The sequence below is a fragment of the Paraburkholderia caribensis genome, assembly GCF_002902945.1.
Classification (GTDB): Bacteria; Pseudomonadota; Gammaproteobacteria; order Burkholderiales; family Burkholderiaceae; genus Paraburkholderia; species Paraburkholderia caribensis.
Window position 1 is genome coordinate 359,023 of sequence record NZ_CP026103.1, and the last position, 26,210, is coordinate 385,232.

Here is a 26,210-nt window from a genome sequence, read left to right on the forward strand (position 1 = left end):
TTCTGCCGGCCTCACACATACGATCGCTAAGGCTTGGCGAACTTGAGCGTCATGCGATCCGATTCCCCGATTGCAGCAAAGCGCGACCTGTCGACGTCACCGCCTTGATAAGTGGGCGGCAAAGACCACACGCCATGCGGATAATCCTTTGTGTCTTTCGGATTCGCGTTGATCTCGCTGCGCGCAACCAGAACGAAGCCGGCCGCTTGTGCGTGCTCGATGACGAACGCTTCCGTCACGTAACCGGAATCGATCATTTGTTGCTCAGTCGTTCCTGGCCGTGCGCGGTGCTCCTCGACGCCGAGTTCGCCGCCATGTTTCAGCGCGCCGTAGAAGGCGCGCAGGTTCGCATCGAATTGCCCGTCCTTGATCCAGTTATGAATGTTTCGAAAGGTGAGCACACGGTCGAATCGCTCATTCGCGTCGAAGCCGTTGAACTGGCCTGCGTGCAATGTGCCGACCACAACGTTTCCGTACACCGATGGCGCGTTCGCGAGCTTGCGCCGATAAGCCGTATCCGTCGCGCTGTCTTCAGCGGCGAGATCGGCGGACGGACTGACATATTGCGCCTCGTAAAGCTGCCCCGCGTTGCGCAAGTAGGGCGCCAGTATGTCCGAATACCATCCTCCGCCCGGGGCGATCTCCAACACTGTCTGCGCCGGACCGAGATCGAAAAACTGCAGCGTTTCTCGCGGATGACGATAGACGTCGCGCGCACGCGCCTGGCTGCTACGCTGCGACCCGCTAATGGCGGCATCGAGCGACGCGGCGCTGGCACCTTGTGATTGCGGACTACGCAACGAAGTTTGCGAGTTCAGCGACGAGGACGCGCAGCCTGTCAGTGTGAACATAAAAAAGGTGGCGGCAATCGTGGCAATCGTGATTGCGCGCGCACGGTCATGGCGAGTAGCGGACATGGAGTCGATTCAGGTTTGAGATGCGGGATACGATACGCGTTTCCTGAGCCATCTGCTTCTTGGGCATTTCCGCCGCCGGCGCGGCGATGTGCGCCTGCCTGCTCAATCACGAGCAAGCCGCCTCGCGCAACCGATGCGAACGCGCAACACGTCATCGTGGTCGGCAGGCTGACAGTCGCTTACTATCCCGTCTCCACAACAAAAAAACGCTAACCCGGCGCGAATCGGTGAGACCACTCATGAACCCTGCACGGCAATTCGTAGTTCCGTTGATTGCATCAATGTTCGCTATCGGTGTAGCGGCGAATACCGCACATTCCGCGGAACCTGCATCAGATGCCACGCCCGACGCTGAAGTGGACGTCTCCAAAAGCCACGAAGTCTCGACGAGCGATCTTCATAGCGACCTCGGTGAATTCTGTTTCTTCGCCCACCTGCCGCCCGCCGATCAGAAATACAAGGTCATCAAGAACATCAAGATCGGCAAGGGCTCGTACGGCAGCGTTCAGGACATTCTCCCGAAGATGGCGGAGTACGCCCAACTACGCGGAGCAGACGCAATCGTCGAGTACAACGGATCGCAGCGCTTCGGCTTCTGGCCCTGGCGTATGGTCCGGCCCGTCGTCCGAGGCGTTGCCGTGCAATGGACTGATCCGAAGCCTTCCAGTTGCGAATCCATCGGCGGCACCAGGCTGAGGACGATCCTTTCTTCGGGGCAACCACCCGCACAGTAACAAAAGCGGTCTTGTGCCCGAGTGGAGGCTGTTCGCGAGGTTTCGGGAAGGCCTCCCGCTTCTCAGGGCGAAGTGTGCGGGCAACGCCAACAGGTATCGCTCATCTGTTGGGCGAAGGGCGGCGCGCGGTGTTTCGCAGCCGGTTGCCGGCAAACACAATCTCGTTTTGAATCAATGGCGTAGAGCGGCACGACGAATTGGCACGTCGCATGCAATGTTGGTTTCGAGCCAGCGTTGCGTTGCGCCGAATGGCGTAAAACGGCATCGGGAGGCTTCGAAACACCGGGAGTCTACCCATGCAGCTCAATCGACTGCGCCTCTGCCTTCTCCAGTGCCTGTTCGTGGCCGCGGTGCTTTTGCCTGCCGTTGCGAGTGCCGCGAGTCTGCCGGTCGCGCAACGCCTCGCATCCGGTCCGAACGACGCGAGCCCTGGCGACTCGGCCACGCCTCGCGCACTGAAGGCCGGTATCGAGCGCCTGCGCGCCGGGACATGGTGGGAAGCCAATCGCAAGATCCGCCCGGAACTCGCGCAAGTCGGCGACCTGATGTTCCTTCTGCCGCTTGCCGACAGGAACCTCGAACCATCATCGGATGCAATCGGCCGCGTGCAGCGCCTGCGCGAAGCGCTGCGCAGCCACCTGACGCGCGAGCCCGCCGGCTGGGGCCGCCTTGTTGCGCAGGTGCGGGCAGAGCGCGTCAAGGCGGGCGATGCGTCTGCCGTGCTGCTCGCCGACGCGCTCGTCAACGAGGTTCGCTACCGCGACGGAACCGACGGCAGCTACTACGCGCCGGCGCGGTTCTTTGCCGAAAGCGGCGTGTGCAAGGATTTCGCCGTCGCCAAGTACCTGCTGCTGCGCGACGCGGGTTTCGACGTCGCGCGGCTGCGTCTCGTGTCGCTCGCGCCGCGCTACAACAACACGCCGGACGATTGGCATGTCATCCTGGTCGTGCAGATCGACGGCGCCAGCGAACCGCTCGCACTCGATTCGCCGGGCGCCCCGAGCGCGAAGCGCGCCAGCGACACGGCCAACGAAGCATCGGCTTCGAGCGGACCGTCCGCGCTGCTCGGCGCGATCCTCGCTGGCCGCGAGCCCGCCAACGCAGTGCTGCGCGCACCCGCAGGACCGCTTGCCGCGCCGCTCAGCCAGTCGGGCCAGGCGCGGCGGCCGCTTGCGACCGTGTTCAACGAACAGGGCAGCCGGTCGTTCGAACGCGCCGCGCCGGGCGCGCCGCGGCGCGCGGCGGTAGCCGGGCGGCGCGCGAACGCGATGTATGTCGACGAGATGGGCGAGTCGTGGAAAGTCGACGGCTCTGCGACGTTTCCGAAGTGGCGCGTCGCCGTTGACGAGGCGGATGCGCCCGCGAAACCGCGTGCGGCGGCAGGACTGATACGCGTGGCGGCACGCTGACCGAGGCGGGCATGGCGCGCGCCTTTCGCCGTGAGGCCATGATCAGGCATAAACCGACAACAATGAATTGCCCTGTTTGTGCTCACATCGGAGCGGTCGCCGATCTACACTGCATCCGCTGAGGCCGCAAAGGCGGCGCGCGAAACACTCCCCGGAGAAAACTTATGAAACTCGTTCAGCTCATCGTCGCTGCATCTATTTTGATCCCGGCTGTCTCTTCGTTCGCGCAGTCGACGCCGCCAGCGATGAATGACGACGTCAGGGCACAACTCGCTCAAGAAAAGACATACCGGTATTCGGATTCCAGCAATCGGGATCAGGCTTCAATCAGTGATGCCAAACGTAGTGCGACGCTACCGCACCAGATAACCGGATTGGCCATGGGCCGTTACTCACTATCAGTCGTGCGCCCTTCGCTTTAACCCTGTCGATGATGACTGTGGCGCGCCCGTCCGCGTCACAGTCGAGATACCTGACTGCCGCACCCAACGCTAGCTGGCGTCGTGCTGCAGATATTTGTGAGCGAACGCGATTGCCATGCTGCCCTCGCCGACGGCTGAAGCGACGCGTTTGACAGGGCTCAACCTCACATCCCCACAGGCAAACACGCCAGGAACACTCGATTCGAGGAGGTAGGGATCGCGGCTACAAGACCAGTATCCCGCCTTGACGACGTCGTCGCCGGTGAGAACATATCCGCGCGCATCGCGCGCGATTTCCGTCGGCAACCAGCCGGTTTCGGCATCGGCGCCGATGAACACGAACAAGCCGCCGCAATCGTGCCGGCTCACTTCCGCGCCTGGCCCTTCGCGTATGTCGACCGCGGTCAGATGGCTATCGCCTTGCGCGCCGACAACTTCTGAACGCAGTTGCACCGCCACGTTCGACTTGCTGCGAAGCTGCTCGATCAGATAACGCGACATGCTCTTCTCAAGTGAATCGCCTCGCAAGACGAGCGTCACCATGCGTGCATGATTGGCAAAGTACAAAGCAGCCTGGCCGGCCGAGTTTCCACCGCCGATCAGATAGACGTCGAGTCCATGCGTGGCGCTCGCTTCGCTGCGTGACGCGCCGTAGTAAATTCCTTTGCCGATAAACCGGTCGAAGCCATCGATCGCGAGGCGGCGCCACGTGACGCCCGTCGCGAGAATGATCGTTCGCGCATGGATGACGTCGCCTCCGTCGAGGTGAACGTTACGCCCGTCGACATCGATTCGAGCGATTGATCGTGTCACCAGAATCTCGGCACCCAGCCGCTTTGCCTGCTGCAAGGCACGGCTTGCGAGTTCGTCGCCCGACACACCGTTTGGAAAGCCAAGGTAATTCTCGATACGCGACGAGGTCCCGGCTTGCCCGCCTGGCGCTTCGCGCTCCACCACGACGGTGCGCAAGCCTTCCGACGCACCGTACACTGCGGCAGCAAGACCTGCCGGGCCACCACCGATGATCAACGTGTCGTATGCGGCAAGGCGGGGCTGCGTCTGCAGACCCAGTAATCCGGCGATCTGGCGTGTCGCCGGCCGGCAAAGCACCGTCCCGTCGACCAGTCGCAACGCCGGGCAATCCTCCTCTGGCGGGCGCGCGCCAGGCCAGCGCGCTGGCAGTTCAGGCGCGTCGGGCGTCATCCAGTCGCAGCTGATCTGGTTGCGGGCCAGGAACTGGCGCAACGCGGTACAAGCCGTGTCCCAGCGATTGCCGACAAGGGTCACGCGGGGCTTGGGCGGCTCGGCGGAGAGGCCCTGCAGTCCGCCGATGCGCTCGCGGGCGAGGGCGCCCATCTTCAACGCAACTTCCGGCGACGCGGCAGCGAGTGTGTAGTAGCGCTGCGCGTCCACGCGCATCACACGCGACGGCTCCGCAGCCCGATAGGCGCCCGGAAACGGGGAACTCAGCGCGAGCGGCACTTCGCCGAAGATGGTTCCGGGCAGTCGCCAGCCCAGTGTGCGCTCGATGCCGTCGAACGTCTTGATGACTTCCATCTTGCCGGTCAGCACGGCGTACAACGCGCGCTCGCCACCTTCATGGACCGCGAATTCACCCGCGCACAGATGCAGGTCGGCGGACGTGTGCGCGAGATTTTCCAGCTCGTTGTCGGGGAGTGTCGAGAACAGGGGAATTGCCCGGATGTCGTCGATTGTGAGCATGGCTACGTCCAAACAGGGCAGATGAGGTGAAGCTCGATCCACGGACAGCAGACAGACTCAGCCAGTATATGACCTCACAAGGCAGGCGCAAGACGCCTGGCTAACCGCTCGCCGACGACAGCGCTAAACGCTTGCGCTGCAGGAACCGGCGCACAGCCGGATCGCGCGCCAGGCCGATCGCGAGATCGTACGCGCAGCATGCTTCGGCCGTCGCGCCGACCCGCGCCAGCAGATCGGCGCGCGCAGCCCAGTACGGCTGATAGTCGGCCAGCCGCGGATCGTCTGCATACGGCTCGAGCGCGTCGAGCGCTGCCGGCGCGCCGTCCCGTTCCGCCAGCGCGAGCGCGCGATTCACCGCGACCACCGGCGACGCTGCGATTGTGTGCAGCGCATCATAAAGCTGGACGATCTCGTCCCAGTTCGGGCGGTGCGTGCGGCAGCGGTGCACATGTGCCGATTGCAGCGCGGCTTCGAGCTGGAAACGCCCGATTGCGTTGAACGCGCTCGCGCGATGCAGCAATGCGTCGGCTGCGTCGATCATCGGCGCGTTCCATGTCGCCGGGTCCTGAGCCGACAGCGGAACGTAGTCGCCGGCGGCATCGCGTCGTGCGTCGCAACGCGCCTGCGCGTACAGCATCAGCGCGAGCAGCCCCAGCGTCTCCGGCTCCTCGGGCAGCAGTTCGACGAGCAGTTGTGCAAGAAACAGCGCTTCACCTGTGAGATCGCGTCGCTCGGTATCGCCGCCGACCGGGTCGGTCCAACCTTCCGCAAAGACGGCATACACCGCTTCCAGCACCGCCGCGAGCCGGTCGGGCAACTCCTCGCGCTCGGGCACGCTGAACGGAATGCCCGCTTCGCGGATCTTGTTCTTCGCCCGCCCGAGGCGCTTGCTCATCGCCGCGGGTGACATCAGGAACGCCGACGCAATCGTCTTCGCTTCGAGCCCGAGCACCACCTGCAGCATCAGCGGCGTGCGAATCGCGGCTTCGAGCGCGGGGTGCGTGCACGCGAATAGCAGCGCAAGCCGCCGGTCGGGCAACATGCCTGTTTCACGTTCGTCGATCTCGTCGGCGAGGATCGCGAGCTGGTTCACCACTTCGTCGCCGACGCGGCGATGGCGCGCCCCGTCGATCGCACGGCGGCGCGCGACCGTCATCAACCACGCTTCGGGATTGGCGGGGCAGCCGCGCTCCGGCCAATCGGCGAGCGCGGCCGCGAACGCGTCGGCCAGCGCGTCTTCGGCTGCGGCGACGTCGCGCGTGCGCATCGCCAGCAGCGCGACGAGCTTGCCGTAACCGCGGCGCGCGACCGCCTCGGCCATCGAGCGCGCGTCGCGGTCAGCGTGACGGTCGGCGCCGCGCAGAGTCATGCAGCGGATGGCGCATCGTAAGGGGCCGTCCAGACCGGGCGCACTTCCATGATGCCGTGCGCCGCGCCGGGACAACGCGACGCCCACGCGATCGCCGCGTCCAGGTTCGGCACGTCGATCAGGTAGTAACCGGCAAGCTGCTCCTTCGAATCGGAAAAGGGTCCGTCAAGCACCTGCGGCTTGCCGTCGACGAGCCGCACCGTGGTGGCCGTGTTCGTTTGCTGTAGCCGGTTTGCGCCCGCCAGTACCTCCGCCTTCTTCAACGCTTCGGTGTACGCGTGATACGCGGCGACGCCTTGCTGCCGCTCGCTATCCGTCATCTGGTGCCAGCGGCCTTCTTCTGAGTAGATCATCAACAGGTATTGCATGTGAGTCTCCGTCATGAGGTTGAGGCGGGTGAGTTCGTTAGCCCGCCATCACAATGACGCACGGGCCGCATGCTGATGGACAGGTTGCATCGAAAAATTGCGGACGGCACAGCCGCGTTACCTGTTCGCTTCCGTCGAGGATCGACTCTGCGCAGGACTATCGACTTCATCGCGCCACTGCCGGCCGGCTAGAGTGTCTGCGATGCCTCACTGTATTGTTCGTTCTTCATGGCACACTGCCACAAGCAAGAGGAGAGTGTGAAGCCACGCTCCAGCGAAGGTCAGCAAACTTGCCGATTGTTGCCGCGCAGCATGCCCGACCGGTGTGACGCGACGGCTGGCGATGCCGTTGAAGGTGGCTTTCGTTAGAATCTGTGTTCGATTCTTTTGTTCGTCCATTACCGGAGGCGAATGTGCCAGGTCTACTTCCCGATGTCGACCGCGAGGGTCTCCTCGAGTACTCAGTCGTGTACACCGACCGATCAATCAATCACATGTCGCAGCTCTTTCAGGGCGTCATGCGCGATATTTCCGACGCCCTGAAAAAAGTCTACAACGCGAAGGCGGCTATTGTCGTCCCGGGCAGCGGGACTTTCGGCATGGAAGCCGTGGCCCGGCAGTTCGCGACGAACCGGAAGTGTCTGGTCATCCGCAATGGCTGGTTCAGTTTCCGCTGGTCGCAGATTTTCGACATGGGCGGCATTCCGTCTGAATCGGTGGTGTTGAAGGCGCGTCCCGTCGAACCAGGACGGCAGGCCGCCTATGCACCGCCTCCCATCGAGGAAGTGGTCGCTGCGATCAAGGAACACAAGCCGGATCTGGTCTTTGCGCCGCATGTCGAAACAGCATCCGGGATGATGCTGCCCGATGCCTGGTTGCGCGCGGTGGCTGACGCCGTGCATGCCGTCGGCGGCATGTTCGTGCTGGATTGCATCGCCTCGGGCACGGTCTGGGTGGACATGCAGGCGAGTGGCGTCGATGTCCTGATCAGCGCGCCGCAAAAGGGATGGAGCGCGTCGCCATGCTGTGCATTGGTCATGCTCAGCCCGCTTGCTCGCGAAAGAATCGACGCAACGACCAGCACCAGTTTCGCTTGCGATCTTCGCAAATGGCTGCAGATCATGGAGGCCTACGAAAACGGCGGCTTCGCGTACCACGCCACGATGCCCACGGACAGTCTCGCGGTGCTGCGTGACGTCATGAAGGAGACCGAGGCATACGGCTTCGACAAGGTGAGAGCGGAGCAGCTTGAACTCGGCAAGCGCGTTCGCTCACTGCTGACTGCCGCAGGTTTCAAAAGCGTCGCGGCCGAAGGTTTTCAGGCGCCGGGTGTCGTGGTCAGCTACACGGACGACGACGGCATACGATCAGGCAAGAAATTCGCCGATGCGGGCTTGCAGATCGCGCCTGGTGTCCCGCTTCAATGCGACGAGGGTGAAGATTTCAAGACCTTCCGCATTGGGTTGTTTGGCCTGGACAAACTGCATGACATCGAAGGTGCGGTCGCCAGGCTCGCCAAGGCGCTGGACAAAATTCGTTAGAGCGCTTTTCCGGAGCCGGTGCGCATGGCTCGTTCCATGCGCACGATCCGGCCTTTTCCGATGTTGAGCGGCAGGGGCAGTGCGACAGTTGCAACGTGTCGTCGAACCGCGAGTTGTGCGGGCAACAGATGATTCGCTCAGCTGTACGATCCGCCGCAGACGAGAACGCCCGTCAAGGGGCGCCTTTCTCGTCTATCACACGTTTTGCTGCGTTAAGTCCTGTTGCCAAGGCGTCGTCCACCGTGTCGAAGACCCGATTTCCTTCTGAGACGAGTGCGATCGGTGCGCCTACGGGTCTTCTCGGGTCTTCCGTGCAGATACTCACCACGGCAACGTACCCAACCGGGGGCCCATATATGAATTCGCTTGATACAGCCCGCACGGACTCAAGCTTCACGGAGACCTCAAAGCCTTTGTACGAGTACGTCTTTTCCATTGATCGACTCCCTGCATGGCAGACCGGCGCAACGTCGGCGACAGGGCCAGCACGCCTGGTCGCGCATGATGCTATCCCTGAATGCTCAAAAACGGCCCCTAGCCGCTGCAACCGCCAGACCTGAGGCATTCGACGTATCGGTTATAGGCTTCAGCCCTACAAATACCCGCTCGTCGATCCGGGGAGTCGCCGCATGCCTGAACATTGCCCTTATAGGATTCGGCGCAATTGTTTTTGACCTGATCGCAATCCGACGCAGCAAAGCATGCGCTTGAAAGGACCAATAGCACGCCAACCAGAAGATGTCGCATGGTGACCTCCCGCTACCGCCACGAGATTCAACAGGACCGTTGGCGACAAGTGTATCGAATTATTTGCCGCTCGAATGAAGAAGTGCGCGATGTTCATCGGGTTCGAGCCGTGTCCGGTGCTTCGTCGTACGGCTTGCCGGCGCGGCGCTTTTTCAGTGGCGATCAACGCCGATCTTTTAACCATCGATCTGCACGATGCGATCAGCGCGGTAACCGCTAGAATTGCGGTTTTAGCCGGAATACACTCATGTCTTTTGCCTCGCTTGGCCTGATCGATCCCTTGCTGCGTAATCTGCAGGACCTCAATTACCGGACACCTACGCCGGTGCAGGTCAAGGCGATTCCTGCCGTGCTCAGTGGCAAGGACGTCATGGCAGCGGCGCAGACGGGCACTGGCAAGACGGCGGGCTTTGCGCTGCCGCTCCTGCAACGGCTGGTGCAACATGGCCCAGCCGTGTCCAGCAACCGCGCGCGCGTTCTCGTGCTGGTGCCCACGCGTGAACTGGCTGAACAGGTGCTGCAAAGCTTTATCGAATACGGCAAAGGGCTCGACTTGCGATGCCTGGCCGCCTACGGCGGTGTGAGTATCAACCCGCAGATGATGAAGTTGCGCAAAGGCGTGGATGTGCTCGTTGCCACGCCGGGCCGCTTGCTCGATCTGAATCGGCAGAATGCAGTGCAGTTCGATCAGGTGCAGACGCTGGTGCTGGATGAAGCCGACCGCATGCTGGATCTGGGCTTTGCGCGTGAACTCAACGCCGTCTTTGCTGCATTGCCCGCTCAACGCCAGACCCTGCTGTTCTCCGCGACCTTTACCGACGATATCCGCGCCATGGCGGCGAACATTCTGCACAGCCCGGTGCATATCAGCGTCAGCCCGCCCAATGCCACGGCCAGCAAGATCAGGCAGTGGGTGGTGACGGTGGATAAAAAGAACAAGCCCGATCTCTTCATGCACCTTTTGGCTGAGAACAACTGGAAGCACGCACTGGTCTTCGTCAAGACCCGCAATGGCGTGGATTACCTGGCGGCCATGCTGGATGAAGCGGGCTATGCGGTCGACACGATCCACGGCGACAAACCGCAACCCGCGCGCCTGCGTGCGCTGGAGCGCTTCAAGACGGGCGAAGTCCAGATGCTGGTCGCCACCGATGTGGCTGCACGCGGGCTGGATATCGACGATCTTCCGCTGGTGATCAACGTCGATCTGCCGATCGTGGCGCAAGACTATGTGCACCGTATCGGCCGGACGGGCCGCGCGGGCGCCAGCGGCGTGGCGGTGTCCCTCGTGTGCGCCGACGAAGCGCCGCAACTGGCCGCGATTGAAGCGCTGATCCGGCAAACGCTGCGGCGTGAAGAAGAGCCGGGTTTCGAAGCCGAGCATCGCGTGCCGCAAACCAGTGCGACGGGCGAGATCATCAAGAAACCGAAAAAGCCCAAGAAACCCAAGGTGCCGCAAGCTGCGCCGGGCGCCATGCAGGTACCCGGCAAAAAAGCGCGCCCGCAGAGTGGCGCAGACAAACGCAAGCCCGCGGCGCCGCGCGCCGTGGCCGCGGGCAAGGGCACAGGCTTGTCCAGCGGCAGCCCGTTCAGCGCGCAAAAGCCGCGCAGCAAACCCGCCGGCAAGCCAACTGCGGGTTCACGTAAGCCGGCTGGCAAACCCGCCGGTGGTCGCGGCAAACGTCAACCCTGAACTGGGCAGGCGTAACGCCAGCACTGGCTGAAGCCGGCGGTTCGCGGCCCGCTAGCCGACAGCGGCGCCGCTTCGGCGTGCATCAGGCCAGAGCGGGTAACGGCGTACTGAATCATGGGTCCATCACAATTCGTGCGCAGGCGCTCGTCACTCATCAACTTTTCGCGAAGTCCGGAACGTCGCCAGCGCCGCATCCACCGCACGCCGCGCTCCGTCGAACCCCGCCTCCGCCAGCGCCGCGCGCACACCCTGAAGTTCCGCCAGCAAGGCATCACCTGCCGAATCCTCGAGCGCAGCAGCAAGCACTCGCCCGCGTGCCGCGAACAGTCGCGCCCACGGCAAAGGCTCCGCGCGTGTGTACTGCTCCAGCGCCTCGATATAGCGTCGCGCGCCTGCCGGGTTTCGCGCCGACAACATCGCCTCGATCGCATCGCGGTAGAACCACAGATGATTGTGACCAACCGCACCGCGCCGCAGCAGATCGGCGCCCTCGGCAAGCAGGCGCGCCTGCTCGGCGTCGTCGACAGCGCGGCTCAGCGCACTCAATGCCTTCGGCGCGCTGAACTGCATGCCGACTTCGCGGCATAGCGCCAACGACGCTCTCAGGACGCGCGCCGCCTCGTCGCGCTGACCGCTTTCGAGCAACAGTCGCGCTTGCATCTCGAGGTTCTGCGCCTCGAAGCGGCGCGCGCCGAGTTGCCGGATCAACCGCATCTCCTGATCGAGATGAACCTGTGCCGCGCGCACGTCGCCCGTTTCGTAGCACGCGAACGCGCCCAGCGTTTCGCATAGCAACTGCGCGCGCGGCTGCCCAACGAGCGCCGCCTCGCGCGACGCCGCGACGGCATCGACACAGGCCTCGCGCGCCTCGTTCAGATAGATGCGGCTAAAGCCTTGCATCGACCGGTTGGCCACTTCGATGCGACCGAAACCGTGTTCGCGGCTCAGCGCGACGCAACGGCTGAAGTGCTCGAATGCCGTGCGCATCCGGCCTTGCGCATAGGCGGCGTCGGCGAGACCGCCCAGCGAGCGCGCCTCCGCTTCGGGCGAGCCGAGCCGCTGCGCGTACGCGAGCCCGCGTTCGTGTTCGATCCGGCAGTCGTCGATCCGTCCGAGCGGGAACAGGATGTTGCCGCGCAGATGATGCAGGCGCGCAAGTTCGCTCGCGCTCTCTGCGCGTTCCGCTATCTGCTGCGCGGCGTCGAGTAACGCCAGCGCTTCGCTCAAGCCCTCGCTGACCCGCAAGCCTTCCGCGAGTCCGAGCTGCGCGGCGCAACGGCTGGCGTCATCGGGCGCCGCATCGACAGCCGGGCGATAGGTGGCAATCGACGCGGCAATATCGCCCAGATCGCGCTGCAACTCGCCCTTGAGACACGTCAGCGCGTGCGTGTCGTGCGGCGACTGCGCGATCCGAAGCCCCCGCTCGATCAGATGCAGCGCGGATTCCGTGAAATGCGCGGCCCGCTGGGCGCGCGCCGCATCGAGGCAAGCCTGCGGTGCGCGCTCGTCTTCGGCCCGATCCAGGTGCTGGGCGCGCAGCACGGCGTCGCTATCTTCAAACCAGTCGGCGGCGCGGCGATGCAACTCGCGCCGCCGCGCCCGCAGCAGCGTCGAGTACGCGCTTTCCTGAATCAGCGCGTGCGCGAACAGAAAGTCGTCGCCTTCGGGCAGCACGAGTGCGTTGGCGACGAGCGTGCCGCAGTCGTAGCCCGGCTCGTCGATCAGCCGTCTGAGCAGCGCCAGCCCGAAGCGCTGGCCGATCACCGATGCCGCCTGGAAGGCCGCGCGGTCGCGCGCTTCCAGCCGGTCCATGCGCGCGAGCACGAGACTCTGGATCGACGCCGGCACCGCATCGCCGCTGCCTTCTTCGGCGTTATGCAGAAGCTGTTCGAGAAATAGCGGATTGCCGTCCGCGCGTTCGATGCAGGCAAGCGCCACGCGCTGCGTCGCATCGATGAAATTGCCCGCCAGCGTCAGCGCTTCGTCGCGGCGCAGCGGGCCGAGATCGATCGTCGCAAGCGGCGTGTCGCGCATGCGGGCGCGCCATGCCGCATCGAGCGGGTCGCCTTCGATGCGCGAGGTCATCACCAGCAGTCCCGTGCCGCCTCCAATGCCGGACGCGAACGCGGACAGATAGCCCAGCACTTCGGCATCGGCCCAATGCAGGTCTTCGACGACAATCATGCTCGCGCCGCGCCGGCATGCGTCAGCCGTCAGCGCCGCGACGACCGCCTGCTTGCCGCGCTTGCGGGCGGCGTGATCCATCGCGTCGTAGAGCGTGCGCCATTCGCCCGATTGCGGCAGATCGAGCAGATCGTCGAGAAAGACACGCTGTTCGGGCTGGATCACGCCATTGCGGCCAAGGCGCGCGGCCACGGCCTTGCGCTCTTCGATATCCGCCGCGGGCGACAGGCCCAGCAGGCTGTCGATGATCGCGCGCACCGGGTCCTGCCCCTTGCCGACGCCGAAGTCGAGCACGAGCCCCCGGTGCACCGCGAAGCCATGCGCGTGAGCAAACACGCGCATTTCGTCGACCAGCCGCGTCTTGCCGATGCCCGCATCGCCGCGCACATAGACGGCGTGTCCGGCGCGCTGGTCGACGCAGGCGCGCACGATGCCACGAAACTGTTCCAGTTCCGCCTTGCGCCCGACGAAGCGGCTGCGGCTCGCCCGCGCGGGCTCGCGCACCACGCAGGAGAGGCGCCACGCGCGCGCCGGCACGTCGATGCCCTTGAAGTGCATCTCGCCCATCTGCTCGCAAACCGCGCTGTCGCCGAGCGCGCGCCGCACGCCGTCGGACAACAGCGTCTGCCGTGCGCCCGCCGCCGAGACCAGCCGCGCGGCGAGATTCACCGCGTCGCCATGCACCGTGTAGTCCTGCGCATCGGCCCGGTTGACGGCACCCGCCACCACCTCGCCGCTGGCGATGCCGATATGTGCCTGCAAGCTCCGCGCGCTTTTCGCACTCAGTTGGTCGAGCGCGTCGTGAATATCGAGCGCGGCGCGGGCCGCGCGCAGCGGATCCGTTTCGTGCGCCCGCGGCGCACCGAACAGCGCCATCACGGCATCGCCTATGTGCTTGTCGATGGTGCCGCCGTACGCGAGCACGATGCCGTCGACCAGCCCGGTGAAGCGGCCGATCAGTTCGCGGAGTTCTTCGGGATCGAGCGTTTGCGAGAGCGCGGTGAAGCCGCACAGGTCGGCGAAGAGCACGGTGACCTGCCGGCGCTCTTCCATTGGCGCGCTGACAGCGGGCGTGGCAGGTCGATCGAGGGCGGGCTGGGCCGCGGGCGGCGCATCGGCGCCCGAAGGCGGCATCTGCGCAATCGCCGCCAGCAGCCGCTTGCGATGCCCGAGCGAGCGAACGCCGAGTTCCTTCAGATCCGCGTCAGTGAGCGCGGACAGCGTCGCCGCGTCGATGTCGTTGTCGGCAAAGGCCTGTGAGTATTGATCGAGCCCAAGTCCGGCCAGCCACAGTTCGATATCCATCGTCATCGCCGGAATCTGTTTCCCGTTGCGCGCTTAAAAGATAGAACGGCACTCGCCTTGTCTAGTGTAGGTGTTGCGCACCGCTTGAGGTGTGCGGGCACGTTCATGGCGCCATACGAGGGTCAGCGGCAAGCCGCCGAGCGGTCATTCCCCGCCGGTCATGCCTCCCTGGCATACCTGCTATGCCGCTGCGCACTCTGTTCAGCCATTCTTGCCAACCCCATTCTCTTGCCACGGCTTGCCGCGACGCTGGCGATCACAAGCTGCATCGTGTCGAGCACCATCCACAGATCAGGAGAATCACCATGGGTAAGCTTCAGGGCAAAGTTGCGGTCATTACGGGCGGAAGTAGCGGAATCGGGCTCGCAACCGCGACGCGATTCGTCGCGGAGGGCGCGTATGTCTTCATCACGGGGCGTCGTCAAACAGAACTGGAAAAGGCGAAGGAGATCATCGGCTCGAACGTAACAGCGGTTCAGGGCGACATCGCCAGCCTTGATGATCTGAATCGCCTCTACGAAACGGTGCAACGCGAGAAGGGCGGTTTGGACATCATTGTGGCAAGTGCAGGATACGTCGCTTCGTTGCCAACGGAGTCCGTAACGCCTGAACACTTCGACAAGACTTTCGACATCAATGCACGCGGTACGTTCTTCACGGTGCAAAAGGCGCTGCCGCTGATGCGCGACGGCGGCTCTATCGTCGTCGTTGCTTCCGGGATGCACATCAAGGGTTTTGCGGACTTTGGCGTCTATGCTGCGACGAAGGCGGCAATCCGTTCGTTCACCCGGACGTGGGCGTCGGAATTCAAAGGTCGTGGCATTCGCGTCAACACGCTGAGTCCGGGCATGATCGAAACACCGATCGTGGACGGCCTGTTCAATTCGAAGGAGGAGGCGGATGGTGCGCGGGCAATGGAGGGATGACAATTTTCAAGGCCGCCGATCGTAGAAGTCAAGATGTTCTGGGTTCCTTTTCATACCTAAGTCGCGCGCGAGGAGAAGAGCCGGAAGGCCCGTTATCTGCGACAACAATTCGCCGGGTGAAGCCTTGTCGTACCGAGGCGGCGAATGCCAGGCGCCAGGCGGGGCAATCGACCGCCTGATGGGACGAATGTGTCTGGCGAGTGACGAAAGCGGGGACTTGAACAGCGTGTTTCCATTGGCAGGCTGCGCTGAGTGAAGGGCTGACAAAAACGCTTGGCACGCCGAATGCTGGCGTTCGATATTCCCATCGCGTTGAATCAGAGCAGATGACCGACGACCTCGGTGTTCGCCCAGCTAGCTGGCGCGCGGGCACGGCGCAGCGCGCAGGCGTCGTCGCGTTTGCGCAGCTTATGGCGCTGGACGTTGCAGCCCGGCCCGAACAGAGCGCGCTCCATCCGGCGGGCGTGCAGGCCGCGCACATTCTGAGCCTGTGGAACCTCACGCTGGTTATCTGCGCAGCCGTGTTCGCAGCCGTGCTTCTTGCGACGCTCGTTGCGTTACTGCGTAACCGGCGCAACGGCGACTCGCCGCCACTTGCGCCGCGACCCGGCGAGCGAACTGCGGCGCGCACGCGCAACGCCGTCATCGCGGCAACGGCTGCATCGGTCGTGTTGCTCGTCGGCCTGGTGATCGCCGACGTGATGACGGATCGCGCACTCTCGAAGCTGCCCGTCGAGAACGCGGTGCATATCGAAGTGACGGGGCAGCAATGGTGGTGGCAAGCAGTCTATTCGCCGGAAGCCGGGCAACCCGGCTTTGCGACGGCAAATGAGTTACACGTGCCCGTCGGCCGGCCCGTCATCGTCGATCTCAAGGCGGGCGATGTGATCCATACGTTCTGGGTGCCGAATCTGCACGGCAAGAAGGACATGCTGCCAGGCATCCAGACGACCATCGAATTTCGCGCCGACAAGCCCGGCATATATCGCGGCCAGTGCGCCGAGTTTTGCGGCGCCGAACATGCGCTCATGGCGATGCTCGTGGTTGCGCAATCGCCCGAGCAATACACGGCGTGGCGCGGCCAGCAGGCGACATCCGCTTCCCGTCCCTCCGACGCGCTCGCGCAACGCGGACGGCAGATCTTCGAACAGTCGAGTTGCGCCGGTTGCCATACGGTGCGTGGCTCCTCCGCACAAGGCACGCTCGGCCCGGACCTCACGCATCTGATGGGCCGTCAGACGATCGCCGCAGGCGCGCTCGCCAACACGCCCGCCGGTCTGCACCAATGGATTCGCGATCCGCAAGCGGCCAAACCAGGCACGACGATGCCAGCAGTGCCGCTGGCCGCTGACGATCTGCGTGCCGTCATCGCATGGCTGGGGACGTTGCAATGAGTACCGCGGAACCGCGAGTCGGGATGGATGTGAACCTCGACCTGAAGGACGGACCGGACGCGCCGCAGCATGTCAGGGAGGCGCTCGAGCAGACCTGGCGTGACCCGGGCGGTTTGATCGGCATGCTGTGCGCCGTCAATCACAAGACCATCGCGCGCCGCTTCATCGTCACGACATTCGTTTTCTTCCTGCTGGCAGGCCTGCTTGCGCTCGCCATGCGCACCCAGCTCGCCCGGCCGGACAACCGGCTAATGGGACCGGACTTCTACGACCAGCTCTTCACAGTGCACGGCTCGACAATGATGTTCCTGTTCGCCGTGCCCGTCATGCAGGCGGTTGCCGCGTGGCTCGTGCCCCTGATGATCGGCGCGCGCAGCATCGCGTTTCCGCGCGTCAACGCCTACGCCTATTGGGTGTTTCTGTTCGGCGGCCTGACGTTGTACGTCGCCTTCGCACTGGGTGCCGGGCCGCGCGCGGGCTGGTTCAGCTACGTCCCGCTCGCTGGCCCCGACTATTCGACGGGCAAAGGCACGGACATCTGGGCACAGATGATCACGTTCACGGAACTCTCCGGGCTGCTCGAAGCCGTGGTGCTGATTGCGACGATCCTCAAGATGCGCGCGCCCGGCATGTCGCTCAATCGCATGCCGCTGTTCGTCTGGGCGACGCTGGTGACGCAGTTCATGGTGCTGTTCGCGATGCCCGCCATCATGCTGGCGAGCACAGCGCTGATCCTCGATCGCCTGGTCGGCACACAGTTCTACAACCCGGCGCTCGGCGGCGACGTGTTGCTGTGGCAGCACCTGTTCTGGTTCTTCGGCCACCCGGAGGTATACCTGATCTTCATTCCGGCGCTCGGCTTCATGTCGTCGATCGTTGCGACGTTCTCGCGCCGTCCGGTGTTTGGCTATCCGGCGATGGTGCTGTCGCTGATCGCCACCGCCTTCCTCGCGTTCGGACTCTGGGTTCACCATATGTTCGCGACGGCGGTGCCTGCGCTCGGCAAGAGCTTTTTTACGGCGGCGAGCGTGATGATCGCGATTCCGTCCGGCGTGCAGATCTACTGCTGGCTCGCGACGCTGCTGACGGGCCGGCTCAATATGAAAGCGCCGCTTTATTTCGTGCTGGCGTTTTTCTTCAATCTCGTGCTGGGCGGATTGACGGGCGTGATGCTTGGATCGGTATCGCTCGATCTGCAGGTGCATGACACGTACTTCGTCGTCGCGCATCTGCATTACGTGCTGATCGGCGGCGCGGTGTTTCCGCTGTTCGGCGCGATCTATTACTGGTTCCCGAAAGTGATGGGCCGGATGCTGGACGAGCGGCTCGGCCGATGGCACTTCTGGCTGCTCTTCATCGGCTTTAACGTGACATTCTTCCCGATGCATCTGCTCGGTCTACATGGGATGCCGCGCCGCGTGTGGACGTATCCGCACGGCATGGACTGGGACGCGATGAACCTCGGCGCGACCGTTGGCGCGTACATGATGGCCGCGGGCATGCTGGTCTTCATCTACAACGTCGTGCACAGCAGCAGACGCGGATCGCGCGCGGGCGCCGATCCGTGGGGCGGCGGCTCGCTCGAATGGAGCGTGCCGAGCCCTCCGCCGCCCCACAACTTCGACGCGCTGCCCGTCGTCCATGCGCAGGAGCCGCTTTGGGCGCCCGCTCGTGAGCCGCGCTGGGTGTCGGGACTGACGGCGACCGCGCGCGAAGTGCTGACGACGACCGCGCTCGACGCGCAGCCCGACACGCGCCCGCTGTTTCCGACGCCGTCCATCTGGCCGTTCCTCAGCGCGGTCGCGACTACGGTTTTCTTCATCGGCTCGATCTATACGCCGTCGGCCGTCTGGTGGGGCACGGTACCCGTCGCGATCGCGATGATCGTCTGGTTCTGGCCGAAGCGGCGCAGCAACGCAATTGCGCGCGCTGGAACGCTGGCCTGACGATGCACCGGACAACGAGGCAAAGAAAATAGCCATGCCGCCCGCACAGGCATCGACGCTCGACGTGCGCGGCCTGCCGAGCTTCGGCTTTGGTTCACGCAGCCTGATGTGGTGGGCGACTGCGGGACTGATGCTGATCGAGGGCACGGCGTTCGCGCTCGCCATCACGATGTACTTCTATCTGCGAGCCGTCAACGCCGCGTGGCCGATGCATGCGCCGCCGCCAGCGCTGCTGTGGGGCTCGCTGAATACGGCGGTGCTGATCGCGAGCATGGTGCCCAACGAACTCGCGCGGCGAGCGGCGAACAAGGGCAATCGCGAAGGCGCGCGCTTGTGGCTTGTGATTTGCCTGGCGTTCGCGCTGATCTTTCTGGTGTTGCGCGGCTTCGAGTTCGCCGCGCTCAACGTGATGTGGTACGCGAACGCGTATGGATCGATTGTGTGGCTGCTGCTTGGTCTTCATACGACCCACCTGATCACCGACACCGTCGATACAGCCGTCCTTGCCGCGCTGCTGTACATCGGTCCATACGAGGGCAAGCGGCTGGTCGACACGAGCGAGAACGCGGTCTACTGGTATTTCGTCGTGTTGAGCTGGCTGCCGATCTATCTGGTGATCTATTTCGTGCCGCGGATGTCGCCATGATCCGGACTTCCTTTGCCTCGTGGCTCGGTCTGGTCGTCGCGCCGTTTGTCGTGCTCGGTGCGCAGAGCCTCAACTATGCGCTGGTACAGGTGGCGTGCGCACAGCGAAGCACGGTGGCGCTCGACGTCGTGAGTGCGGTCGCATTTCTGTTTTCGGTGGCGGCGACGGTGCTTGCTTACACACGATGGCGTCTCGTATCGCGCGTGCGCGATGCCGACGCTGCGCCGGATACCGCGCACGCCGCTTTCTTCGCGCTGATGGCGATGCTGGTCGCTGCGCTGTCGGCGTTGATCCAGCTGATGATGTGGTTCCCGCAATGGTTGATCTCGCCCTGTCGCTGAACCCGGCGCGCTTGCGGACCGGACGCGTTGTCGCGCCGGCGTGCGTCGCGTTGCTCACGCCCGGAATCGCGGCGGCACATGTGCTGTCCGCGTCGGGCGCTGCGGTGCCTTCGTTCGGATGGACGGGCGAGCCGTGGGTGCTTGCGCTGATGATTACGAGCCTGGCTGCGTACGGCACCGGCTATTGGCGTCTGCGCAGACGCGGCTCTGCGCGCGCGCGCAGCGCCCGCGTACGCGCAATCCATCTCGCCGCGTTTGCCGGTGGCTGGCTAGGGCTCGCGCTAGCCCTGTTTTCGCCGCTCGATCCCCTCAGCGCAGCGCTTTTCTCCGCGCATATGGTGCAGCACGAATCGATGATGCTGATTGCCGCACCATTGCTCGTAATGGGCCGACCGCTCGGGGTATGGATATGGGCGCTGCCGAAGGGTGCGCGGTTGCGGTTTGGACGGCTGGTCAGGACACGCGCGTTTTCCCGGTGCTGGCACGCGCTGACCTTACCGCTTATTGCCTGGCTGCTGCACGCGGTGGCGTTGTGGGCATGGCATGCACCCGCGCTGTTCCAGGCGGCGCTGCTGCACCAATGGGCGCATTCGCTGCAGCACGCGAGTTTTCTGCTGACCGCCTTGCTCTTCTGGTGGACGGTCGCTGGCGACGGCGCGCGGCGGCAGACGGACGGCCACGCCATGCTGTCGCTGTTCACGACGATGGTCCACACGGGCGCGCTCGGCGCGCTGATCACGCTCGCGCCAGGCCTCTGGTATCCGCTGTACGTCGAACCATGCAGCGCGTTAGAGGTCGATCCGCTGCACGATCAGCAGTTGGGCGGGCTGATCATGTGGGTGCCCGCGGCGACGGCATATCTGGTGGGTGGGCTTGCAATCGCCGCGCGCTGGCTGACGCGCCCCAATGCGCCCGTGCTCGCAACGCGGCATGCGGTGATTTTGCCGCGGGATGGAACGCGATGAAGCGACGCCGCACGCCGCCCATCCGTTGGTTCATCGCCTGCGCCGTGGGGGGCGGCTGCGTGCTCGCGCTGCTGCTCATTCCGCCGGCACCCCACGAAGCCGCCGCTGCAGCGCAGGCGCCGCTGGCCGATAACGCAACGCTCGCGCGTGGCGAATACGTCGCGAAGGCAGGCGATTGCGCAGCCTGCCACACGGCGGCACAAGGTGGCGCACCGTTCGCTGGCGGGCTGGGGCTCGCTTCGCCGTTCGGCACGATCATGTCGAGCAACATCACACCCGACAAACAATTCGGCATTGGCCAGTACAGCTATGAGGATTTCGCGCGCGCGATGCGCGAGGGCGTCGCGCGGGGCGGCAAGCGCTTGTATCCGGCGATGCCGTATGCTTCGTTTGCCAAAGTATCGGACGACGATATGCGGGCGCTCTACGAATACATCATGCATCGCGTCGCGCCCGTTGCGAAGCCGACGCCTCCTTCGGATGTGGCGTTTCCGTTCGATCAGCGCTGGGCGTTGCGCTTCTGGCAACTTGCATTCGTGCCGCGCGGTGTGTACCGGCCGCGTGCTGACCATGACGCGCAATGGAATCGCGGTGCGTATCTGGTGCAGTCGCTCGGCCATTGCGGCGCCTGCCACACGCCGCGCGGCGCAGCGTTCCAGGAGCGCGGCTACGACGAATCCTCGAAGCGTTATCTCACGGGCGGCGTCAACGATCACTGGTTCGCGCCGAACCTCACCGGCGATAACGGATCGGGCCTCGGCCGGATGAGCGCCGCCGGCATCGCGTCGTTCCTGAAGACGGGACACGCTGGCGGCGTGATCGCCTACGGCAGTATGGTCGAGCAGATCGAAGACAGCTCTCAATACCTCACCGACGAGGATGCGCAGGCAATCGCGCGCTATCTGAAGTCTCTGCCCGCGCAAAAGCCGTCCGGCACTTACACGGCGAACGCCGATCCGGCGCGCGCACCCGTCAACGGCAACCGCGTGGCCGATGAACTGTCGCTCGGCTTCAATGTGTATCGCAGTTTTTGCGCGCGCTGTCATCGCGATGACGGTATGGGCGTACCCAACGCCTTTCCTTCGCTGGCTGGCAACCCGTCTGTGCTGACGGAAGATACGACGTCGCTGATCAGGCTGCTTGTCGAAGGCGGCAATAGCCCGGCGACGCTCACGGGACCGCCGCGCCAATCGATGCCCGGCTTCGTCGGGACGCTGGCCGATGTGCAGATTGCTCAGGTGCTGACATATATCCGCGGTGCGTGGGGCAACAACGCGCAACCCGTCACCGCCAACGATGTAAGCACGCTGCGCAGCGAACTGCACAAATGAGAGAGAGGGGGAGTCATGAACGTCGCACGGCAGGTGGTGTCTTTTCTCAGCTCGCGCGGCCTCAAGCTCGCGACAGCCGAATCGTGCACGGCGGGGCAGATCGCATCGTGTCTCGCTGAAATTCCGGGAAGCGGGGCGTGCCTCGACGTAGGCTTCGTTACGTATTCCCCGTCGGGCAAGGCGGGCTTCCTCGGCGTACAGCACGCGACCATGCAGGCACATGGCCTGACGAGCGAAGCCGTCGCCCGCGAGATGGCGGAAGGCGCATTGCAGCAGGAGGCGAGTTGCGCCGATGTTGCCGTAGCCAACACCGGGGTTGCCGACGCATCGCCATGGGACGGACCGCCGCCAGGTACACAATGCTTCGCCTGGGCGTACCGCATGCGCGATGGTCGCATCGTCACGTTTGCAGAAACCCGGCGTTTCTCCGGCAGCCGCAACGAAATCCGTCATCACGCGGCTCGTTACGCGTTGTCCCGCATCGAGCATTACTTCAACACCTTGGGCTCGCTGCGTTGACCCGGCGTTGCGGCAAGGCGCGGCGCGGCGAATGGTGGCAACGTCTCCAGGTGATTCATGCAGCGCACGATGAGCACTGTCCATAAGAAGTCAGATGCGTATCGATGCAAGCCGCTCATTCCGCCGAAATGCGCGATCCCGCGTCTTTCAGTCCAGCAGCGATCCCGTTGTTCACTGGATGCGCGAGATTTCTTTCGATACAGCCGATGGGCTGTCGTAATTGTGATCGGGCAGTTTGTCGATGAGATCGACGATGTCCGTGTTGGCGCGATTCTGCCGGGCGCGCTCCACCAGTTTTTCGCGGGTAGCCGGGTAATCGACGCCGGCCAACGCCTTCTGCACATCAATGGGACTGGGTTGGCCAGGGTGACGTTGATCCTGCGAATGGGCGGGATGCTGCGACATGCGTGTCCTCCGTTGATTCAATGCGAGTGCTACGCGAACGGCCGCACGCCGGCTCGCGGTTCGTCAACAGCGCAAGCGCGATGCCTGTGCGTGCGCGAACTGCGGGAGCCGCGCTTGCTGCTTCACTGTTTCGTAGCGAACGGGTCGTTCGATCCGATCTTGGTACTGACGCAGCGCGAGCCGATCACAAATGCGATCGAAGCCTATCAGGCATTCGATGCACGCGAGCCGGGCTGGATCAAGGTGAAACTCGAGCCTTGATTGGCCGTGCGCGTCGCATGACGGGCCGCCGCGACGTTGTTTCCGTTCCGCCTGGGCCGGCAGCGCATCGCCGGCTCCCCGGGCGGAAACGATGGCCGCGGTCGGGACGACAGCGTTGTCCTCACTGCGAGCGCATCGGCTAACCCCGTGTCGAATCGTGAATGATCTGCGCCGCGTGCGCACGAGCGTCGGGCGTGGACGGAGCATCGCCGAGCAGCAGCGACGAGCGTACGCCGGAAGTCGCTTCGTCGAGTGAACCGTGCGGCGCCGTGAACGTGCTGTTGATACGGCTCTCGGCGCCGCCAACGGCGTCGACGAACGCGTCCAGTGCGATCTCATTCAGATGCCGCAAATAAGCAGCCGCTTTTGCGGTGCCCGCCAGCGCAAAACTGGTCTGCAAACGCCACGCGCCAAACGGCGAACACTCGTTGGCAGCCTCCAGCGCGACTGCCCGCTGCTCATCGAGCGACGCATGTATCGCCTTGCTGTTCAGTTCCGCAATCCGCCCGGCCGTCTCGACGCACAGCTGCGCCAGATCGCTCAACTGGTTGACGGGCCACGCGTCGTGTTCGCGAACCGTGTTGGGTACATCGTTGGGCAAAGCAATGAGACCTTCGCTCATGTTGAACTCCTTCAGGGTGGAATACCTTGGTCGATGGCGAAACGGCTCGCCGTTTTGCGGTGCCGCAATCGGCATTCCACTTTCGGCTTCGCAATGCGGTGCCCGTTGCGTGGTACGTGCGATGCTCAAATGGGCAGGTGTCGAAGAAGGAGTGCGTGTCGATGGATCGACAGATAAGGCGGACGGTCGCCACCGATTACCCCGAGATCTGTTCGTGGATCACCGATGCAACCGTCTGCCGTCAATGGGCGGGGCCTGCTATCGCCTTTCCTCCACAGTGTGATGTCGTGGCGACAGAACTCGTGAAAGAAGGGCAGCGGAGTTTCACCCTGGTTGAAGGAGAGGCCGTAGCCGGATTCGGGCAATTCTGGGTGATCGAGCCGGGCGCAGTTCATATCGGACGGGTCATCGTGTCGCCGCGCTGCCGCAGCAGAGGCATCGGACGTTATCTCGTGCAGGCACTCGTCGCACAAGGGATGGCGTCAACGGGCGCAGCCCGCGCGACGCTCCGGGTTGCACGCGGAAACGACCGCGCCGCGGCCCTGTATGCGAGCATGGGCTTCGAAGCGGTGCCCGAACGCTCCACGCCGGACGTCCTGTTCATGCAGCGGCCTTGACGAATCGGGCGAGAAAGGTGCGCGTGGTTCCATCAGGAAACAGCACGGCCACCTGGTCTGTCGTTGCGAACGTTACCTGGCCCGTCCCGTACTTGCGCACCCGCACGCACTGGCCGCGCGTAAAACAGTGCCGCCGCTCGCGCGTGCTGGACGCAGCATTCATCGTCCCGTCCCGAGCCGGCGCTATCGCCTTCACGGGCGCCTGAAATGGTTCGACGTGCGGCGGGTTCCGGCAGTTGTCGCATGTGCCGCACCCGTCGACCTCGTCGGCAAAGCCGAAGTGCTCGAGTATGGTGTGCCAGCGGCAACCGCCCGTTTGCGCATAGTCGATCATCTGTTGAAGTGCCTCGCCATCGCGCTTCGCCAGTTCGTCGTACCGTTGCAGCGCTGTGGCAAGCGCATCGCTGCCCGGCGCGCCGTCGCGGCGCAGATAGCGGCGCGCGCGATTGCGACGCGCAAGCCCTGCGTCGAGCAGAATTTTCAGCGCCACCAGCAGTTTGTTGCGCCCGATGTCCGGGAGCATGCGCGCGAGGTCGTCCGCGCTGATGCCCGTCGCGGTGCCGTCGTCGTGCTTGCCCAGCGCCTCGCGCACCCGCTCGACGAGTTCGCGCTCCGGATAGCGGCCAAGCTGCAGGAACTGCTGCACACGCCTGTCGTTCAGATCGAACAGCAGGATGCAATCGGCAGCTTCCCCGTCGCGGCCGGCGCGCCCGCTTTCCTGATAGTACGCATCGATACTGCCCGGCATCTGGTCATGCACGACGAAACGTATGTCGGCCTTGTCGATGCCCATGCCGAACGCATTGGTCGCGATCATCACACGCACGTCGCCGCGCATGAAGCGGTCTTGTGCGTCATGCCGCTCGCGGGAACCGATTCGGCCGTGATAAAGGGCAGCCGGCACGCCCCATTCGCGCACGGCCGCCGCCAGCCGTTCCGCTTCGCGCACCGTCGCCGTGTAGATGATTCCGGCGTCGCCGCGCGACTCGAGCAACGCGCGAAGCGCTGCGAGCTTCGCCTGCGCGGAACGCGCGGATGCACGTCCTTTGGTGCCCGCGACCGACACCTGCGTCACGCTGTACCGCAGATTCGGCCGATAGACGCCTGTGTGCAGCACGCGCGCCTCGCGCATGCCGAGCGTGCGCACGATATCGTCGACGACAGCCGTCGTCGCCGTCGCCGTGAGTGCGAGCACGGGCGGACCTCCCAGGCTGCGCACCGCGTCGGCGATCTGCAGGAAGGCCGGCCTGAAGTCGTGTCCCCACTGCGAGATGCAGTGAGCTTCGTCGACCACGATCAGACTCACACGTGGTTGCGCGCATGGGCCGCGACGCCCTTGAAGCGCTTCCAGCAGCGTCGGTTTGGCGAGTTGCTCGGGTGTGACGAACACAATCGCGCGCGCGGCGGTGGTCAGGTTTTCATACGTCTGCCGTTCCTCGGCGGCGCTCAGTGTGCTGTTGATCTGCAGCGCCTGCACGTCGGCGGCGAGCAGTTTGTCGCGTTGATCCTTCATCAATGCGATCAACGGCGATACGACGAGGGTCAGGCCGCTCAGATGCATGGCGGGCAGCTGGTAGCACAGCGATTTGCCAGCACCCGTCGGCATGATGGCGAGCGTGTCGTGTCCCTGCATCACGCTGTCGATAATCTCGCGTTGTCCCGGACGCAGCGAATCGAAACCAAACACGTCGCGTAGCGTCCGGTGCATGGCCTTGCTGCTCGTTTCTGTCGATGCTGGCATCGGTGCTTCCTTTACAGGTGTCGCTGGCGGGCGCTCCGACACGCTGCAAGCAATGGGCATTCCGCCTGGCGTGCCACGCGTCGTC

21 protein-coding genes and 2 pseudogenes are annotated in these 26,210 nt (G+C 64.2%); 14 read left to right on the forward strand and 9 right to left on the reverse strand.

The features are described 5' to 3' along the window. Nucleotides 1-26: 26 nt before the first annotated feature. Nucleotides 27-917, reverse strand: coding sequence for a class I SAM-dependent methyltransferase (locus C2L66_RS31070; RefSeq protein WP_060610077.1), 891 nt, complete (start codon nucleotides 915-917; stop codon nucleotides 27-29). A gap of 239 nt (nucleotides 918-1,156) precedes the next feature. Here C2L66_RS31070 and C2L66_RS31075 point away from each other — a divergent pair, with 239 nt between their 5' ends. From C2L66_RS31075 to C2L66_RS31085, 3 genes are all read left to right on the forward strand, one after another. Further along, nucleotides 1,157-1,651 (forward strand): hypothetical protein, encoded by a 495-nt coding sequence (locus C2L66_RS31075; protein WP_060610080.1) that lies wholly within the window; start codon nucleotides 1,157-1,159, stop codon nucleotides 1,649-1,651. Between the two features lie 296 nt (nucleotides 1,652-1,947). Continuing rightward, nucleotides 1,948-3,060, forward strand: a complete 1,113-nt coding sequence (locus C2L66_RS31080; RefSeq protein WP_060610083.1) for a transglutaminase-like domain-containing protein — start codon at nucleotides 1,948-1,950, stop codon at nucleotides 3,058-3,060. 164 nt (nucleotides 3,061-3,224) lie between these two features. Next, on the forward strand, nucleotides 3,225-3,482 hold the full coding sequence (locus tag C2L66_RS31085; RefSeq protein WP_082433863.1) for a hypothetical protein: 258 nt from the start codon (nucleotides 3,225-3,227) through the stop codon (nucleotides 3,480-3,482). Nucleotides 3,483-3,551: 69 nt separating this feature from the next. Here C2L66_RS31085 and C2L66_RS31090 read toward each other — a convergent pair whose 3' ends face one another. The 3 genes from C2L66_RS31090 to C2L66_RS31100 form a co-directional block, all read right to left on the reverse strand. Then, complete coding sequence (locus tag C2L66_RS31090; RefSeq protein WP_060610086.1) at nucleotides 3,552-5,204, reverse strand: FAD-dependent oxidoreductase; 1,653 nt, start codon at nucleotides 5,202-5,204, stop codon at nucleotides 3,552-3,554. 100 nt (nucleotides 5,205-5,304) lie between these two features. Beyond that, the gene (locus C2L66_RS31095) at nucleotides 5,305-6,573 is read right to left on the reverse strand and encodes an RNA polymerase sigma factor (RefSeq protein WP_060610089.1); all 1,269 of its coding nucleotides are present in this window, start codon (nucleotides 6,571-6,573) and stop codon (nucleotides 5,305-5,307) included. Further along, nucleotides 6,570-6,941 (reverse strand): YciI family protein, encoded by a 372-nt coding sequence (locus C2L66_RS31100; RefSeq protein ID WP_054931675.1) that lies wholly within the window; start codon nucleotides 6,939-6,941, stop codon nucleotides 6,570-6,572. The genes C2L66_RS31095 and C2L66_RS31100 overlap by 4 nt, the downstream gene beginning before the upstream one ends. Before the next feature lie 413 nt (nucleotides 6,942-7,354). On the opposite strand from C2L66_RS31100, the gene C2L66_RS31105 reads away from it, so the two are divergent. Next, nucleotides 7,355-8,482 carry an aminotransferase class V-fold PLP-dependent enzyme gene (locus C2L66_RS31105; RefSeq protein ID WP_060610092.1) on the forward strand — a complete coding sequence of 376 codons (1,128 nt, stop codon included), beginning with the start codon at nucleotides 7,355-7,357 and terminating at the stop codon, nucleotides 8,480-8,482. Nucleotides 8,483-8,654: 172 nt separating this feature from the next. Here C2L66_RS31105 and C2L66_RS31110 read toward each other — a convergent pair whose 3' ends face one another. Beyond that, nucleotides 8,655-8,918, reverse strand: coding sequence for a hypothetical protein (locus tag C2L66_RS31110; RefSeq protein ID WP_062917657.1), 264 nt, complete (start codon nucleotides 8,916-8,918; stop codon nucleotides 8,655-8,657). Between the two features lie 558 nt (nucleotides 8,919-9,476). Here C2L66_RS31110 and C2L66_RS31115 point away from each other — a divergent pair. After that, a complete protein-coding gene (locus C2L66_RS31115; RefSeq protein WP_060610095.1) occupies nucleotides 9,477-10,922 on the forward strand; it encodes a DEAD/DEAH box helicase in 1,446 nt (481 codons plus the stop codon). A gap of 147 nt (nucleotides 10,923-11,069) precedes the next feature. Here the strand turns inward: C2L66_RS31115 and C2L66_RS31120 are convergent, their stop codons facing one another. Further along, the gene (locus tag C2L66_RS31120) at nucleotides 11,070-14,417 is read right to left on the reverse strand and encodes an adenylate/guanylate cyclase domain-containing protein (protein ID WP_060610098.1); all 3,348 of its coding nucleotides are present in this window, start codon (nucleotides 14,415-14,417) and stop codon (nucleotides 11,070-11,072) included. Nucleotides 14,418-14,716: 299 nt separating this feature from the next. On the opposite strand from C2L66_RS31120, the gene C2L66_RS31125 reads away from it, so the two are divergent. The 7 genes and pseudogenes from C2L66_RS31125 to C2L66_RS31160 all read left to right on the forward strand — a co-directional run bounded on the left by C2L66_RS31125 (nucleotide 14,717) and on the right by C2L66_RS31160 (nucleotide 22,479). After that, nucleotides 14,717-15,337 (forward strand): SDR family NAD(P)-dependent oxidoreductase, encoded by a 621-nt coding sequence (locus tag C2L66_RS31125; protein WP_082670545.1) that lies wholly within the window; start codon nucleotides 14,717-14,719, stop codon nucleotides 15,335-15,337. A 326-nt stretch (nucleotides 15,338-15,663) separates the two neighbouring features. Beyond that, nucleotides 15,664-16,731 carry a cytochrome c oxidase subunit II gene (coxB, locus tag C2L66_RS31130; protein ID WP_060610101.1) on the forward strand — a complete coding sequence of 356 codons (1,068 nt, stop codon included), beginning with the start codon at nucleotides 15,664-15,666 and terminating at the stop codon, nucleotides 16,729-16,731. Further along, nucleotides 16,728-19,323 (forward strand): annotated as a pseudogene (ctaD, locus tag C2L66_RS31135) (cytochrome c oxidase subunit I). Before coxB ends, ctaD begins: the two are co-directional and overlap by 4 nt. After that, on the forward strand, nucleotides 19,320-19,664 hold the full coding sequence (locus C2L66_RS31145) for a hypothetical protein (RefSeq protein ID WP_054931684.1): 345 nt from the start codon (nucleotides 19,320-19,322) through the stop codon (nucleotides 19,662-19,664). Before ctaD ends, C2L66_RS31145 begins: the two are co-directional and overlap by 4 nt. Further along, nucleotides 19,640-20,629 carry a cytochrome c oxidase assembly protein gene (locus C2L66_RS31150; RefSeq protein WP_233445084.1) on the forward strand — a complete coding sequence of 330 codons (990 nt, stop codon included), beginning with the start codon at nucleotides 19,640-19,642 and terminating at the stop codon, nucleotides 20,627-20,629. The genes C2L66_RS31145 and C2L66_RS31150 overlap by 25 nt, the downstream gene beginning before the upstream one ends. Further along, nucleotides 20,626-21,960, forward strand: coding sequence for a c-type cytochrome (locus C2L66_RS31155; protein ID WP_060610107.1), 1,335 nt, complete (start codon nucleotides 20,626-20,628; stop codon nucleotides 21,958-21,960). Before C2L66_RS31150 ends, C2L66_RS31155 begins: the two co-directional genes overlap by 4 nt. A gap of 15 nt (nucleotides 21,961-21,975) precedes the next feature. After that, a complete protein-coding gene (locus tag C2L66_RS31160; RefSeq protein ID WP_060610109.1) occupies nucleotides 21,976-22,479 on the forward strand; it encodes a CinA family protein in 504 nt (167 codons plus the stop codon). Nucleotides 22,480-22,650: 171 nt separating this feature from the next. Here the strand turns inward: C2L66_RS31160 and C2L66_RS31165 are convergent, their stop codons facing one another. Further along, the gene (locus C2L66_RS31165) at nucleotides 22,651-22,884 is read right to left on the reverse strand and encodes a DUF2795 domain-containing protein (RefSeq protein WP_060610112.1); all 234 of its coding nucleotides are present in this window, start codon (nucleotides 22,882-22,884) and stop codon (nucleotides 22,651-22,653) included. A 132-nt stretch (nucleotides 22,885-23,016) separates the two neighbouring features. On the opposite strand from C2L66_RS31165, the pseudogene C2L66_RS31170 reads away from it, so the two are divergent. Then, nucleotides 23,017-23,145 (forward strand): annotated as a pseudogene (locus C2L66_RS31170) (glutathione-dependent formaldehyde dehydrogenase); the annotation flags it as partial. Between the two features lie 139 nt (nucleotides 23,146-23,284). Here the strand turns inward: C2L66_RS31170 and phaP are convergent. Continuing rightward, nucleotides 23,285-23,767 (reverse strand): TIGR01841 family phasin, encoded by a 483-nt coding sequence (phaP, locus tag C2L66_RS31175; protein WP_060610116.1) that lies wholly within the window; start codon nucleotides 23,765-23,767, stop codon nucleotides 23,285-23,287. Between the two features lie 161 nt (nucleotides 23,768-23,928). On the opposite strand from phaP, the gene C2L66_RS31180 reads away from it, so the two are divergent. Continuing rightward, complete coding sequence (locus C2L66_RS31180; RefSeq protein ID WP_063803415.1) at nucleotides 23,929-24,384, forward strand: GNAT family N-acetyltransferase; 456 nt, start codon at nucleotides 23,929-23,931, stop codon at nucleotides 24,382-24,384. On the opposite strand, the gene C2L66_RS31185 is transcribed toward C2L66_RS31180, so the two are convergent. Next, a complete protein-coding gene (locus tag C2L66_RS31185; RefSeq protein WP_060610122.1) occupies nucleotides 24,368-26,125 on the reverse strand; it encodes a RecQ family ATP-dependent DNA helicase in 1,758 nt (585 codons plus the stop codon). The two genes, C2L66_RS31180 and C2L66_RS31185, sit on opposite strands and share 17 nt — an antisense overlap. Between the last annotated feature and the right edge of the window lie 85 nt (nucleotides 26,126-26,210).